This is a genomic window from Pannonibacter sp. CBAS1226 (genome assembly GCF_055685825.1).
Map to the genome: position 1 here is coordinate 351321 of NZ_JBVOUO010000001.1, position 13437 is coordinate 364757.

At 64.0% G+C, this 13437-nt stretch carries 13 protein-coding genes; 7 read left to right on the forward strand and 6 right to left on the reverse strand.

Annotation, left to right across the window (positions count from 1 at the left end):
* Positions 1 to 21 precede the first annotated feature (21 nt).
* The 7 genes from AC0CMF_RS01645 to AC0CMF_RS01675 all read left to right on the forward strand — a co-directional run bounded on the left by AC0CMF_RS01645 (position 22) and on the right by AC0CMF_RS01675 (position 7491).
* A complete protein-coding gene (locus AC0CMF_RS01645) occupies positions 22 to 882 on the forward strand; it encodes an amidohydrolase family protein (protein WP_374630591.1) in 861 nt (286 codons plus the stop codon).
* Positions 879 to 2399: a sugar ABC transporter ATP-binding protein gene (locus tag AC0CMF_RS01650; RefSeq protein ID WP_374630593.1), complete on the forward strand. Its 1521-nt coding sequence runs from the start codon at positions 879 to 881 to the stop codon at positions 2397 to 2399. The genes AC0CMF_RS01645 and AC0CMF_RS01650 overlap by 4 nt, the downstream gene beginning before the upstream one ends.
* Entirely contained in the window at positions 2396 to 3403 is a 1008-nt protein-coding gene (locus AC0CMF_RS01655) for an ABC transporter permease (RefSeq protein WP_374630595.1), read from the forward strand. The genes AC0CMF_RS01650 and AC0CMF_RS01655 overlap by 4 nt, the downstream gene beginning before the upstream one ends.
* A gap of 65 nt (positions 3404 to 3468) precedes the next feature.
* Positions 3469 to 4413: an ABC transporter substrate-binding protein gene (locus AC0CMF_RS01660; protein ID WP_050473303.1), complete on the forward strand. Its 945-nt coding sequence runs from the start codon at positions 3469 to 3471 to the stop codon at positions 4411 to 4413.
* A 170-nt stretch (positions 4414 to 4583) separates the two neighbouring features.
* Complete coding sequence (locus AC0CMF_RS01665; RefSeq protein ID WP_050473175.1) at positions 4584 to 5438, forward strand: fumarylacetoacetate hydrolase family protein; 855 nt, start codon at positions 4584 to 4586, stop codon at positions 5436 to 5438.
* A complete protein-coding gene (locus AC0CMF_RS01670; protein ID WP_122520244.1) occupies positions 5435 to 6712 on the forward strand; it encodes an L-fuconate dehydratase in 1278 nt (425 codons plus the stop codon). Before AC0CMF_RS01665 ends, AC0CMF_RS01670 begins: the two co-directional genes overlap by 4 nt.
* Positions 6712 to 7491 (forward strand): L-fucose dehydrogenase, encoded by a 780-nt coding sequence (locus AC0CMF_RS01675; RefSeq protein ID WP_374630598.1) that lies wholly within the window; start codon positions 6712 to 6714, stop codon positions 7489 to 7491. Before AC0CMF_RS01670 ends, AC0CMF_RS01675 begins: the two co-directional genes overlap by 1 nt.
* A gap of 352 nt (positions 7492 to 7843) precedes the next feature.
* Here AC0CMF_RS01675 and aat read toward each other — a convergent pair whose 3' ends face one another.
* The 6 genes from aat to AC0CMF_RS01705 form a co-directional block, all read right to left on the reverse strand.
* On the reverse strand, positions 7844 to 8542 hold the full coding sequence (aat, locus tag AC0CMF_RS01680) for a leucyl/phenylalanyl-tRNA--protein transferase (RefSeq protein ID WP_374630600.1): 699 nt from the start codon (positions 8540 to 8542) through the stop codon (positions 7844 to 7846).
* A gap of 90 nt (positions 8543 to 8632) precedes the next feature.
* Positions 8633 to 9979: an acetyl-CoA carboxylase biotin carboxylase subunit gene (gene accC, locus AC0CMF_RS01685; protein WP_050473179.1), complete on the reverse strand. Its 1347-nt coding sequence runs from the start codon at positions 9977 to 9979 to the stop codon at positions 8633 to 8635.
* 11 nt (positions 9980 to 9990) lie between these two features.
* Positions 9991 to 10455 carry an acetyl-CoA carboxylase biotin carboxyl carrier protein gene (gene accB / locus AC0CMF_RS01690; RefSeq protein ID WP_019964709.1) on the reverse strand — a complete coding sequence of 155 codons (465 nt, stop codon included), beginning with the start codon at positions 10453 to 10455 and terminating at the stop codon, positions 9991 to 9993.
* Positions 10456 to 10478: 23 nt separating this feature from the next.
* A complete protein-coding gene (gene aroQ / locus AC0CMF_RS01695) occupies positions 10479 to 10922 on the reverse strand; it encodes a type II 3-dehydroquinate dehydratase (protein WP_019964708.1) in 444 nt (147 codons plus the stop codon).
* A 138-nt stretch (positions 10923 to 11060) separates the two neighbouring features.
* A complete protein-coding gene (locus AC0CMF_RS01700) occupies positions 11061 to 11828 on the reverse strand; it encodes a DsbA family protein (protein ID WP_050473180.1) in 768 nt (255 codons plus the stop codon).
* Positions 11829 to 11882: 54 nt separating this feature from the next.
* Entirely contained in the window at positions 11883 to 13316 is a 1434-nt protein-coding gene (locus AC0CMF_RS01705) for a M48 family metalloprotease (protein ID WP_374630603.1), read from the reverse strand.
* Positions 13317 to 13437 lie beyond the last annotated feature (121 nt).

Sequence of the window (13437 nt, forward strand, 5' to 3'; positions counted from 1 at the left end):
ACGCGGACGGGAGGCCGCCGGATGGAACGAATTGATGCTCATTGCCATTTCTGGCGCCCGGCGCGCGGAGACTATGGCTGGCTGGAGGAGGGCGGTCCCGCCCTTGACCCGCTGCGCCGTGACTTCCTGCCTGCCGATCTCGCCAGCCTCAACGGCGGCCGCCGCGTTGTCGTGGTGCAGGCCGCGCCCTCCGAGGCGGAAACCCTGTTCCTGCTGGAGCTTGCCAAAGACGCGCCGCAGATCGCTGGTGTGATCGGCTGGGTGGATCTGACCGATCCGCTGGCGGAAGACCGGCTTGCGCGCATGGCGGCGGACAAGCGCCTAAAGGGCATCCGCCCGATGCTGCAGGATATTGCCGATCCGGACTGGATCCTCACCGCGCCCGAGGCTTGCGTGATCGCAGCCATGGTGCGCCTTGGCCTGCGCTTCGATGCGCTGGTGAAGGAACCGCAGCTTGCCGCCATCACCCGTTTCGCGGCTGCTCATCCTGATCTTCTGCTGGTCATTGATCACGCTGCCAAGCCTACGGTTGCGGAAGGCCTGAGCGCCCACTGGAAGCACCACATGAAGGCGCTGGCGGCGGATACGCGCATCGTTTGCAAGCTGTCCGGCCTGCTGACCGAGATCCGCCCGTCCTGCCCGCAGGATGTGGAGGCTGCCGCCGCCCTGTTGCAGCCGGTGATGGATCATCTGCTTGAGTGGTTCGGTCCTGAGCGGCTGATGTGGGGATCGGACTGGCCGGTGCTGACGCTGGCGGGCTCGCACGGCTTCTGGGAAGAGGTGACGGAGCGGTTGACCGGCGGCCTTTCGGCTGATGACCGTGCGGCCCTTTTGGGTGGCACCGCCATCCGCTTCTACGGTCTGGAGGAGGCTGGCGCATGAAGATCCTCGTGGAAATGCACCGCATCGACAAGCGCTTTCCCGGCGTCCATGCGCTGAAGGCCGTGAGCTTCGACCTACAGGAGGGCGAGGTTCATGCGCTGATGGGGGAGAATGGCGCAGGCAAATCGACCCTCATGAAGATCCTCTCCGGCGTCTATCAGCCGGACTCGGGCCGTATCCTGGTCGAGGGCCGGGAAGTGACCCTGCCCAGCCCGCGCGCGGCACAGGATCAGGGCATCGGCATCATCCATCAGGAACTCGCTCTGATGAAGGATCTGACGGTCGCGCAGAACATCTTCATCGGCCGCGAGCCGCGCCTGTCCTTCGGCCGCGTCGATGATGCAAAGATGATCCGGGATGCCGAGGCGCTGTTCCGCACGCTCAACATCACCATCGATCCGCGTCGCAAGGTGGATGGCCTGTCCATCGCCCGCCAGCAGATGGTGGAAATCGCCAAGGCCCTGTCGGCGCGCTCGCGCGTGCTGATCATGGACGAACCGACGGCGGCGCTCACCGACAGCGAGATCAACGAGCTTTTTGCCATGATCGCCCGGCTGAAGGCCGATGGCGTGGGCATCGTCTACATCAGCCACAAGATGGACGAGATCCGCCGCATTTCCGACCGGGTGACCGTGATGCGTGACGGCGAATATGTCGGCACGGTGGGGGCGAAGGAAACGCCCATCTCGCAGATCATCTCCATGATGGTCGGGCGCACGCTGACGGATGAGGTGGTCTCGATCCCTGATCTGACCGGCGCAGAAGTTGCCCTCGAAGTGAAGGGCCTGAACCGGGGGCGTGAAATCCGTGATGTCAGCTTCTCGCTGAAGAAGGGCGAAGTGCTTGGCTTTGCCGGTCTGATGGGGGCCGGGCGCACGGAAGTCGCCCGGACCATCTTCGGTGCCGATCCGCGGGACAGCGGCGAGATCACCGTGCATGGCCGCAAGGTGGAGATCCGCTCGCCGGTGGACGCGGTGCGGGCCGGGATCGGCTATCTGTCGGAGGACCGCAAGCACTTCGGCCTCGCCCTCGGCATGGACGTGGCCGACAACGTGGCGCTGGCCAGCATGCACCGTTTCACCGGCGGTCTCGGGCAGGTCAGGGATGAAGCCATGCGCAAGACGGCGCGGGATTTCATCAGGAGCCTCGGCATCCGCACCCCGTCCGAGCGGCAGGAAGTGCGGCTTCTGTCCGGCGGCAACCAGCAGAAGGTCGTCATTGCCAAATGGCTGTTGCGCAACTGCGATATTCTCATCTTCGATGAGCCGACGCGCGGCATCGACATTGGCGCCAAGTCGGAAATCTACAAGCTGCTGGCGGACCTTGCTGCGGAGGGCAAGGCCATCATCGTCATCAGTTCGGAACTGCCGGAAATCCTGCGTGTGTCACACCGCATCGCCGTCATGTGCGAAGGCCGGCTGACCGGCACGCTGCCCGGCGGGGCCGGCACCACCCAGGAAGACATCATGCACCTTGCCACAGCCCGGCAAGCCACGCGTCAGGAGGAACCCGCGTGACAGCACAAGACAAGTCCAAGGCCGCAGCGGGCGCAAGCTTCGTGCAGCAATCCGCATCTGCCCAGCAGAAGCTTCTGGCCTTTGCCAGCCTGATCATTCTCGTCATCGGCTTCAGCCTTGCCTCACCGAATTTCTTTCAGGTGAGCAACATCATGGCCATCCTGCAGGCCACGTCCGTCAATGGCGTGCTGGCCGTGGCGGCGACGATCATCATTCTGACGGGCGGCATCGACCTGTCCATCGGCATGCTGATGACCTTCTGCGCCGTGATCACCGGCGTGGTGCTGACATGGGGCGGCATGCCGCTGCCGCTGGGCATTCTGGCAGCCATCGGCACGGGCGCGCTCTGCGGCCTCGCCTCGGGCACCTTCGTGGCGCAGATGAAGATCCCGCCCTTCATTGCCACCCTGGGCATGATGCTGATGCTCAAGGGCCTGTCGCTGATCATCACCGGTGCCCGCCCGATCTATTTCAACGATACGCCGGGCTATACCGACATTTCGCAGGGCTCGCTGATCGGCGTGGTGATCCCCGGATTGCCGATCCCCAACGGCGTGCTCGTGCTCTTTGCCGTGGCCGGCGGCATGGCCTGGGTGCTGTCGCGCACCGTGCTCGGCCGCTACACCTATGCGCTCGGCTCCAATGAGGAAGCGGTGCGCCTGTCCGGTGTCAACACCCGCGCCTGGAAGATGGCCGTCTATGCGCTGGCCGGCGGCATCTGCGGCATCGCGGGCATTCTCATTTCCTCGCGTCTCAACTCGGCCCAGCCGGCCCTCGGCCTCGGCTATGAGCTGGACGCCATTGCCGCCGTTGTCATTGGCGGCACGTCGCTGGCCGGAGGTAGAGGCACGGTGCTTGGCACGCTGATCGGCGCGCTGATCATGGCCGTGCTCACCAATGGCTTGCGCATTCTTTCGGTCGCGCCCGAGTGGCAGACCGTTGTGACCGGCGGGATCATCATCCTTGCCGTCTATGCCGATCAACTGCGGAGGGAGCGCAGCTGAGGTCAGGAAAGAAGAGGGCGCAAATGCCCCGGTATCTTTGAAACCTTGAAAGTGGAGGAATGGAAATGATTACACGCCGTATGCTGCTGGGCACGCTCAGTGCCGCCGTCCTCGTCGCCTCGGCTTCCATGCCGATGGCACAGGAGAAGATGTATATCCCGCTGATTTCCAAGGGCTTCCAGCACCAGTTCTGGCAGGCCGTGAAGGCAGGCGCCGACAAGGCGGCCGCCGAGTTCAACGTGGAAGTGACCTTCGAAGGCCCGGACAACGAGACCATGGTCGACCGGCAGATCGACATGCTTTCCGCAGCCCTTGCCAAGAAGCCGTCCGCCATCGGCTTTGCCGCGCTGGACAGCCAGGCCGCCATTCCGCTGCTGAAGCAGGCGGAAGGAGCCGGTATCCCGGTTATCGCCTTCGACAGCGGCGTGGACAGCTCCATTCCGGTGACCACCGCTGCCACCGACAACAAGGCCGCAGCCGCACTGGCGGCCGAGAAGATGGCCGAACTGATCGGCGATGAAGGCGACGTGGCCCTGGTCGTGCATGACCAGACCAGCCGCACCGGCATCGACCGCCGCGACGGCTTCGTCGAGTGGCTGGCCATGAACAAGCCGAAGATCCAGGTCGTTGCCATCGAATACGGCGGTGGTGATCAGCTCAAGTCGACCGAAATCACCAAGGCCATCCTGCAGGGCAATCCGAACCTCAAGGGCATCTTCGGGGCCAATGAAGGCTCGGCCATCGGCGTCGTCAACGGCGCGCGCGAGATGGGCCGTCAGGTGGTCATCATCGGTTATGACTCGGGCACTGCCCAGAAGCAGGCGATCCGCGACGGCCTGATGGCGGGTGCCATCACCCAGAACCCGGTCGGCATCGGCTATGAAACCGTCAAGGCCGCCGTTGCCGCTGCCAAGGGCGAGCCGGTGGTGCCGAACATCGACACCGGCTTCTACTACTACGACAAGTCGAACATCGATGCGCCGGAAATCACTGCCGTTCTCTACGACTGATTTCAAGGCGCTGAGATGCTTGCGCATCACGCCTTGGAAGCTCTCAAGCGCCGCACGGGCTTGAGAAGAACCTGATGAGGCAAGCTCGTCAGGATCTGGTTTGAGGCTCAGCTTTGACAATCTGGGGCCGGGCGGATTGCCCGGTCCCGTTCTTACCCACGGAGACTGACATGAAGTTGCTGCGTTACGGCCCGAATGGCCAGGAAAAGCCGGGCCTTCTCGACAAGGACGGCAAGGTGCGGGATCTGTCCGGCGTCATTGATGACGTTGCCGGCAGCCACCTGACGCCGGAAGGCCTGGCGCGTCTTGCCGCCATCGATCCGGCGTCCCTGCCGGTGGTGCCGGGCACCCCGCAGCAGGACCTGCGCCTTGGCGCCTGCGTGGGCCGCGTCGGCAAGTTCATCTGCATCGGTCTCAACTACGCCGACCATGCGGCTGAAACCGGGGCCGACATCCCGAAAGAGCCGATCGTCTTCAACAAGTGGACCTCGGCCATCTGCGGCCCGGATGATGCCATCGAAATCCCGCGCGGCTCGCAGAAGACCGACTGGGAAGTCGAACTCGGCATCGTCATCGGCAAGGGGGGCAAGTACATCGAGGAAAAGGACGCTCTGGACCATGTGGCCGGCTATTGCGTCATCAACGATGTGTCCGAACGCGAATTCCAGATCGAGCGCGGCGGCACCTGGGACAAGGGCAAGGGCTGCGACACCTTCGGCCCGATCGGCCCCTGGCTGGTGACCCGCGACGAGATCGCCGATACGGGCAACCTGCACATGTGGCTGGAGGTCGACGGCAAGCGCTATCAGGACGGCTCCACCGCAACGATGATCTTCGGCGTCGCCCATATCGTGTCCTACCTCAGCCGCTTTATGTCGCTGCAGCCGGGTGACGTCATCTCTACCGGCACGCCTCCGGGCGTTGGCCTCGGCCAGAAGCCGCCGGTGTTCCTCAAGGGCGGCGAGACCATCCGCCTCGGTATCGCGGGCCTCGGCGAGCAGACCCAGAAGGTGGTGCGGGCATGACCAGGATCACCGGTCTGCGCACGGCGGACCTGCGTTTCCCCACGAGCCAGCATCTCGATGGTTCGGATGCGATGAACCCGGATCCGGACTACTCGGCAGCCTATGTGGTGCTGGAGACCGATGGCCCTCACGAGGGCCACGGTCTGACCTTCACCATCGGGCGCGGCAACGAGATCTGCGTTGCCGCCATCGAGGCCCTGCGTCCGCTGGTCGTGGGCCTCGACATGGCCTGGGTTGCCGAAGACATGGGCCGCTTCTGGCGGCACATCACCTCCGACAGCCAGCTGCGCTGGATTGGCCCCGACAAGGGCGCCATCCATCTGGCAACCGGTGCCGTCGTCAACGCGGTCTGGGACCTGTGGGCCAAGATCGAGGGCAAGCCGGTCTGGGCACTCGTCGCTGACATGAGCCCGGAAGAGCTGGTGCGCTGCATCGACTTCCGCTACCTCACGGATTGCATCACACCGGAATGGGCGCTGGAGTTCCTGACGAAACAGACGGAAGGCAAGGCGGAGCGGCGGGCCAAGCTCGAAGCCACCGGCTATCCCTGCTACACCACCTCGGCCGGCTGGCTCGGCTATGACGACGACAAGCTGCGGCGCCTGTGCCGCGAGGCGGTCGATGCCGGATTCCGCCACATCAAGATGAAGGTGGGCCGCGATCTGGCCGACGACATCCGCCGTCTGACGATTGCCCGCGAAACGGTCGGCCCGGACATCAATCTGATGATCGATGCCAATCAGGTGTGGGAGGTCGATCAGGCGATCGGCTGGGTGAAGCAGCTGGCCTTTGCCCGTCCGTGGTTCATCGAGGAGCCGACCAGCCCCGACGATATCGAAGGCCACCGCAAGATCCGCGAAGCCGTCGCCCCCATTCAGGTGGCCACGGGCGAGATGTGCCAGAACCGCATCATCTTCAAGCAGCTGATCATGCGCGGTGCCATCGACGTGGTGCAGATCGACAGCTGCCGCCTGGGCGGCGTCAACGAGATCCTCGCCGTGATGCTGATGGCGGCCAAGCACGGCCTCAAGGTCTGCCCGCATGCGGGCGGCGTCGGGCTCTGCGAATATGTGCAGCATCTGTCGATGATCGACTATCTGTGCATCGCAGGCACCTATGAGGGCCGGGTGATCGAATATGTGGATCACCTGCATGAGCACTTCGTCGAGCCCTGCCTCATCCGTGATGCAGCCTACATGCCGCCGCAGCTGCCGGGCTTCTCCATCGAGATGAAACCGGCGTCCATCGCGGCCTACCGGTTCGGAGCAAACTGATGGATCTGGGGCTCAAGGGCAAGGTCATCATCGTCACGGGCGGCGCTTCGGGCATCGGGGCTGCCGTCACCGAAATTCTCGCCGAGGAAGGGGCCATTCCGGTCATCGCCACCCGGCGGGAGCCGGAGGCGGCGTTCATGGCGCGGATCACCGCCCTGTCGCCTGAAGCCTCCTTCATTCAGGCGGAACTGTCGCGCGATGAGGATTGCGCGGCGGTGATCTCCACCTGCCGGGCGCGCTATGGCCGCATCGACGGGCTGGTCAACAATGCCGGCGCCAATGACAGCGTCGGCCTTGATGCCGGGCCGGAAGCCTTCCGCGCCTCGCTCGACCGCAATCTGGTGCATTACTACGCGCTGATGCATCATGCCCTCGCCGACCTGAAGGCCTCGAAAGGGGCCGTGGTCAACGTCTCGTCCAAGACGGCGGTGACGGGGCAGGGCAACACCTCGGCCTATGTGGCGGCCAAGGCCGCGCAGCTGGGCCTGACGCGGGAATGGGCGGCGGAACTTGCCAAGGACGGGGTGCGGGTCAATGCCGTGCTGCCGGCCGAGGTGATGACGCCGCTCTACGAAAACTGGCTCAAGTCCTTCCCGGACCCGGAGGAGCGGCTTGCGGAAATCGAGGCGCGCATTCCCTTCGGCGCCCGCATGACGACCCCGCGGGAACTGGCGGATACGGTGGTCTTCCTGCTGTCTGCCCGTTCGTCCCACTCGACCGGCCAGTGGGTCTTCCCCGACGGCGGCTACACCCACCTCGACCGCGCCCTGCGCGGGTGAGCGGACTGGAACGTTGAGAGAAAGAAGCCGGGAACTGGGATCAGTTTCCGGCTTTTTCATTCCGTGAAACTGCGAAAGCGTTGTTGAGTTGATTAGTTCTACGAAAAAATCCAATCTCCGTCATGCCATGACTTGATCAGGGCATCCACTCCATTGCTTCTCCGCTCGCTCAGGGCGTTGATTTGCTTGAGTGATATTAACCGCCTCAAGCTTTGTGCAGGATCGGCATGGATGCCATGATCAAGTCATGGCATGACGAAGGTGGAGAGACTTTGCGGCGATGGAACGTCTTTACGAAGATGGATAGTCTTTCGCAAAATCGGCGCCCGAGCGCTCGCAAAGCCGCGCCGCCTCACGCCTTCTGCTTCCCTGACCCTTCCGCCCCCTCCAGCACAGCCAGCGCCATTTCGCCGGTGGCATCGGGGGGGAGGGTGAAGTAGCTGGCGTCGCAGCGCATGGCGTCTTCGAGAAGCAGGCTGTAGTCCGCCTTGGGCACTTCGATGGTGCCGAAGCGTTCCAGATGGCTGGTGGTGAACTGGGTGTCGAGCAGGCGGTAGCCGCCCGCAATCAGCCGGGCGACCAGATGGGTCAGGCACACTTTGGAGGCGTCGCGCTCGCGGGCGAACATGCTTTCGCCGAAGAAGGCGCCGCCGATGCTGACCCCGTAGAGCCCGCCCACCAGCTTGCCCTCACGCCAGGCCTCCACCGTGTGGCAGTGGCCAAGCTCGAAGAGTTCGCCATAGAGGCGGCGGATTTCCGTGTTGATCCAGGTGTTGTCCCGGCCCGGTGCCGGCTCGGCGCAGCCGTTGATGACGCCTTCAAAATCGCTGTCCACGCGGATCTCGAAATGGTCCGAGCGCACGGTGCGGGCAAGGCGGCGGGGCAGGTGGAAGCCGTCGAGGGGCAGGATGCCGCGGTGTTCCGGCTCGATCCAGAACAGATGCGGGTCATCCGCTGATTCCGACATGGGGAAGATGCCGCAGGCATAGGCCTTCAGCAGAAGCTGCGGCGTGATTTCCAGAACGGCGTCGTCGTTGTTCTTGCGTGCCATCCCGAGGCCTGTACGGTCCGGTCTTGCGCCGGATCTGATCAGATGCAGTCTCCGCCCGGCCATGCGGGCGGAGAACTTTTCTGCGGTATCTTACTGCTCCTTGGCAGCCAGATACTTCTCCAGCCAGTGAATGTCATACTGGCCGTTGGCAATGTCCTGATTGTCCACCAGATCGCGGAACAGCGGAATGGTGGACTGGATGCCGTCGACCACGAATTCGTCCAGGCAACGGCGCAGGCGCATCATGCATTCCACGCGGTTGCGGCCATGGACGATGAGCTTGCCGATGAGGCTGTCGTAGTGCGGCGGGATCTTGTAGCCCTGATACACGCCGGAATCGACGCGCACACCAAGGCCGCCGGGCGGGTGGTAATAGGTGATCGTGCCGGGCGAGGGCGCAAAGCTACGCGGGTTTTCCGCGTTGATGCGGCACTCGATGGCATGGCCCTCGAACAGCACGTCTTCCTGCTTGAGGCCGAGCGTGCCGCCCGCAGCAATGCGGATCTGCTCGTTCACGAGGTCGATGCCGGTGACCATTTCCGTCACCGGATGCTCCACCTGCAGGCGGGTGTTCATCTCGATGAAATAGAACTGGCCGTCCTCATAGAGGAACTCGACCGTGCCGACGCCGCGGTACTTCAGCTTGCGCATGGCATCGGCCACGATCTCGCCGATTTCCGCGCGCTGGCTGGCGTTGAGCGCCGGGGAGGGAGCCTCTTCCAGCACCTTCTGGTGACGGCGCTGCAGCGAGCAGTCGCGCTCGCCCAGATGGATGGCGTTGCCCTGACCGTCACCCAGAACCTGGATTTCGATGTGGCGCGGCTTGGCGAGATACTTCTCCATGTAGAGAGCATCATCACCGAAGGCTGCCTTGGCTTCGGAACGGGCCGTGGAAAGGGCGTTGTCGAGGTCAGCCTCAGTCAGCGCCACCTTCATGCCGCGTCCGCCGCCGCCCGCTGCCGCCTTGACGAGCACCGGATAACCGATCTCGCGGGCAATGGCGTGGGCGTCGTCCTTCGGCGTCACGGCACCGTCAGAGCCCGGCACCACAGGAATGCCGAGGCGTTTGGCGGTCTGCTTGGCCTCGATCTTGTCACCCATGATGCGGATATGTTCCGACGTGGGGCCGATGAAGGTGATGTTGTGAGCCTCGAGAATTTCCGCAAAGCGGGCGTTCTCGGACAGGAAGCCGTAGCCCGGATGCACCGCATCGGCGCCGGTGATTTCACAGGCAGCCATGAGGGCCGGGATGTTGAGGTAGCTGTCACGGGCCGGAGCCGGGCCGATGCAGACGCTTTCATCGGCAAGGCGTACGTGCATGGCATCCGCGTCGGCGGTGGAATGCACCGCCACGGTGGAAATGCCCAGTTCCTTGCAGGCCCGCAGCACCCGGAGGGCAATTTCGCCGCGGTTTGCGATCAGGATCTTGGTGAACATGGGGGCGCCCCTTATTCGATGATGAAGAGCGGTTCGCCGTATTCCACCGGCTGCGCGTCGGTGACCAGCACCTGCTTCAGCACGCCGCTGCGCGGAGCGGGGATCTGGTTCATGGTCTTCATGGCTTCGACGATCAGAACCGTCTGGCCTTCCTTCACGGCGGCGCCGACTTCCACGAAGGCGCGGGCGCCCGGCTCGGGCGAGAGGTAGGCGGTGCCGACCATCGGCGAGGGCACCATGCCCGGATGCTTTGCGGGCTCTGCCGGTGCTGCGGCAGGGGCAGCTGCTGCCACGGGGGCGGCGGCCGGAGCCGGAGCATAATGAGAGGCAACGGAAGCCTGGATCGTCAGCTCGCGGGCAACGCGGATGCGGAAATCCTTCTGCTCCAGCTCGATCTCGGACAGGTTGGTCTCGTCGAGCAGGAGCGCCAGCTCACGGATCAGGTTTTTGTCGAAACCGTTGTTTTCTTTGGTCATCTCAAAGTGCTTTCTGTAGTCGTTCAGGCGCCGAGCTTGTGGGCCAGGGCCTCGATCGCCAGGTCATAGCCCTTGGCGCCGAAGCCGCAGATCACGCCGGCCGCAACCGGTGAGACATAGGAGTGGTGGCGGAAGGCCTCACGTGCATGGACGTTGGACAGATGGACTTCCACCGTAGGGAGCGCCACGGCACGGATCGCGTCATGAATGGCGACGGATGTGTGCGTGTAGGCGGCAGGATTGATGATGATCCCCACAGCGCCGGTGTCGGCGGCTTCGTGAATCCAGTCCACCAGCGTCCCTTCGCTGTTGGTCTGGCGGAAGACGATGTCGTAGCCGAGCCGCGCGGCAGTTGCGCGTGCCTGGGCCTCGATATCGGCGAGGGTCGTACGGCCATAGGTCTCCGGCTCGCGCTTGCCGAGCCGGTTGAGATTGGGGCCGTTCAAAATGAAAAAGGTGGCGGGCATTCCTTCTCCGTCGCCGCGATTTCCGCATCCTTATAGGGATTTGCGCGCGGGAGGAAAAGCCCTGATTGGGGCAGCGCCGTGGCCGCCCCCAGGGTCTTTGTGAAATTTACGGAAATGCCCGTGGCATGCCGGATCCGGTCAGCAGTTCGCCTTGCCGCATTTGCGCACGGATTGAATGGCGGCTTTCAGCGTGTCGTAGCCATAGGCGCCCTTGATCACCGCATCGCCGATCACATAGGACGGCGTGCCGGAAATGCCGAGCTGGTCGGCCAGATCATAGACTTCTTCCACATTGGCGCGCACATCGTCCTTGGTGACCGCGCGGGCAAGATCGTCACGGGCAAGGCCCATCGCCTCTGCGACCTTCAGCGTACTGGCCTGATCGGCCTTGCCGCGCATGGTCAGCATGGCGACGTGGAATTCGCGGTATCTGTCCGGCGCCAGCGCATTCACGGCGATGGCAATCTGTGCGGCTTCGAAGGAGGGCTGGCCCAGAACCGGATATTCCTTCAGCACGACGCGCAGGTTCGGATCCTCATCCAGCAGGCGTTCCATGTCGGCCATGGCGCGCTTGCAGTAGCCGCAGTTGTAGTCGAAGAACTCGACCATGGTGACATCGCCATCCGGATTGCCCAGCACCACCTGATGGCGGGAATTGAGCAGGGCGCCGTCCTTGTCCGCCAGCATTGCGCTGACGCGGGTGGCTTCGGCTTCCTTGTCGCGGCGGTCCAGTTCGACAAGAGCGTCGCGGATGACTTCGGGGTTCTGCAGCAGATAGTCCCGCACAATCTGCTCCACCTGCGCCTTGTCGAGGGCGGGGGACTGGGCCGAAGCCGTCACGGGAGCCAGGGTGCCAAGGGCAAGCGCCAGCACGGGCGCAGCGAGACAGCGGAAAAAGCGGTTCATTCAAAAAACTCCTGCGCGCATGCCGCGCGTGGTGCGGAAACGGATTGCTGCAGCTCAGCGATTCAGGGCCGGCGGCGTGTAGGTCAGGATATCATCTGCCAGGATCCATGCAGGCGTTCCGGGCTTCAAATTCTTTTGAGCACGTGCGGCATATCGTTTCGCCGCCTGGAAGTCACCCGCCATCATCATGCCCTGGGCTGTGGAGACATCCGCCTCTGCCTGCTTGCCCTGGCGCCCCTGCGCAATGGCCAGCTGGCTGAAGGCGATGCCGGAATTCGGGTCGCGCTGGATGCCATTCTTCAGGATGCGTTCCGCCTCAGCCAGGAGCGAGGGCTCGTTGGCACCGACCATGGCATAGCCGAGCCAGATCAGGAACTGGCCCTCATTGGGCCGCAACTGCACGGCGCGCTGGAAGGAGGGGATGGCCGCCTTCGGGTTTCCTGATTCCAGCAGGGCCTGGCCCTTCAGCTCATGGAAATGCGGGTTGTCCGGCTGCTTGGCGATCAGCGCGTCAATGTCCTTCACCGCAGCCCGGCCGCTGCTGCGCATGGCCGCAACCGCGCGGGCATATTGAGCGGGCATGCTGGTGTCCGAGCGCGGATAGAGCCGGGCGACCGCGTTGGGATGACTGGTGAAGGCGGTCAGCTTGGCCCGCACCATGTCATGGCGTGCCTGAAGGGCAGGCGGGGCGGACTTGTCGAAATACTTGCTCTTGCGGGCCTGCTCCTCAAGCGCATTGTAACGCTCGCGCGCCATCGGGTGGCTCTGGGCATAAGGATCGGTGTATTTGGCCGAGAACAGCTGCTGGTCGGCAAAGCGCTCGAAGGTGCGCAGCATGCCTTTGGCGCTCTGGCCGGTCATTTCCAGATAGCGCAGGGCCGCCTTGTCGGCAGCGGCCTCTTCGCCGCGCTGATAGGCCAGCAGCGAGCGCTGGCCGATGCCCGGCGCGCCCATGGCAATGGCTGCACCGCCCCCTGTGGCTCCGGAGGAATTGCTGGAGACGCCTGCCGCCATGGCACCGGCACCCAGCACCATGCCGACAACGGTCATGATCTGCGCATTGGCAAGCGCGGTGCGCAGGCGCACCAGATGGCGGCCCGCGATATGGCCGGCCTCATGGGCGATCACGCCGATGACCTCGCCCGGTGTCTCGGCTTCCATCAGCACGCCCACATTGATGAACATGCGGCGCGCATCGGGAACGAAAGCGTTGAAGGTGTTCTCGTTGACGAGGATGATTTCCACCTGTCCCTGCGGCAGACCGGCAGCCTTGAAGATCGGTGCCGCATAATCGCGCAAGAGCTCTTCGGTCTCTGCATCGCGCACGACCGGAATCTTCCGCCCCTGGGCCGCCGATGGTGCGGTCAATGAGGGCAGGGCAATCGCCGCTGCCATGAACAGGGTGCCGGCCTTGCGCAGAATCCGGCCAAGGACAGGGGCGGCTGCCTTGCCGCCGCCGGGTTCCTGAACGGTGGAAATGTGTCGCACGGGTGCTTCCTCTTCTGCGTGTTGCTGGAGAAAGTAGGGGAGGCATCCGGGGCAGGTCAACAGGCCGGGCCGCCGCATCCGGTCACGCTCTGGTGTGCTGTGCGTTCTTAGCCCGCCAAAG

Bases quoted from the DNA above. Each gene is read 5' to 3' on its own strand.
- AC0CMF_RS01645 (WP_374630591.1), top strand. From the start codon at position 22: ATGGAACGAATTGATGCTCATTGCCATTTCTGGCGCCCGGCGCGCGGA.
- AC0CMF_RS01650 (WP_374630593.1), top strand. From the start codon at position 879: ATGAAGATCCTCGTGGAAATGCACCGCATCGACAAGCGCTTTCCCGGC.
- AC0CMF_RS01660 (WP_050473303.1), top strand. From the start codon at position 3,469: ATGATTACACGCCGTATGCTGCTGGGCACGCTCAGTGCCGCCGTCCTC.
- AC0CMF_RS01665 (WP_050473175.1), top strand. From the start codon at position 4,584: ATGAAGTTGCTGCGTTACGGCCCGAATGGCCAGGAAAAGCCGGGCCTT.
- AC0CMF_RS01670 (WP_122520244.1), top strand. From the start codon at position 5,435: ATGACCAGGATCACCGGTCTGCGCACGGCGGACCTGCGTTTCCCCACG.
- AC0CMF_RS01675 (WP_374630598.1), top strand. From the start codon at position 6,712: ATGGATCTGGGGCTCAAGGGCAAGGTCATCATCGTCACGGGCGGCGCT.
- aat (WP_374630600.1), bottom strand. From the start codon at position 8,542: ATGGCACGCAAGAACAACGACGACGCCGTTCTGGAAATCACGCCGCAG.
- accC (WP_050473179.1), bottom strand. From the start codon at position 9,979: ATGTTCACCAAGATCCTGATCGCAAACCGCGGCGAAATTGCCCTCCGG.
- accB (WP_019964709.1), bottom strand. From the start codon at position 10,455: ATGACCAAAGAAAACAACGGTTTCGACAAAAACCTGATCCGTGAGCTG.
- aroQ (WP_019964708.1), bottom strand. From the start codon at position 10,922: ATGCCCGCCACCTTTTTCATTTTGAACGGCCCCAATCTCAACCGGCTC.
- AC0CMF_RS01700 (WP_050473180.1), bottom strand. From the start codon at position 11,828: ATGAACCGCTTTTTCCGCTGTCTCGCTGCGCCCGTGCTGGCGCTTGCC.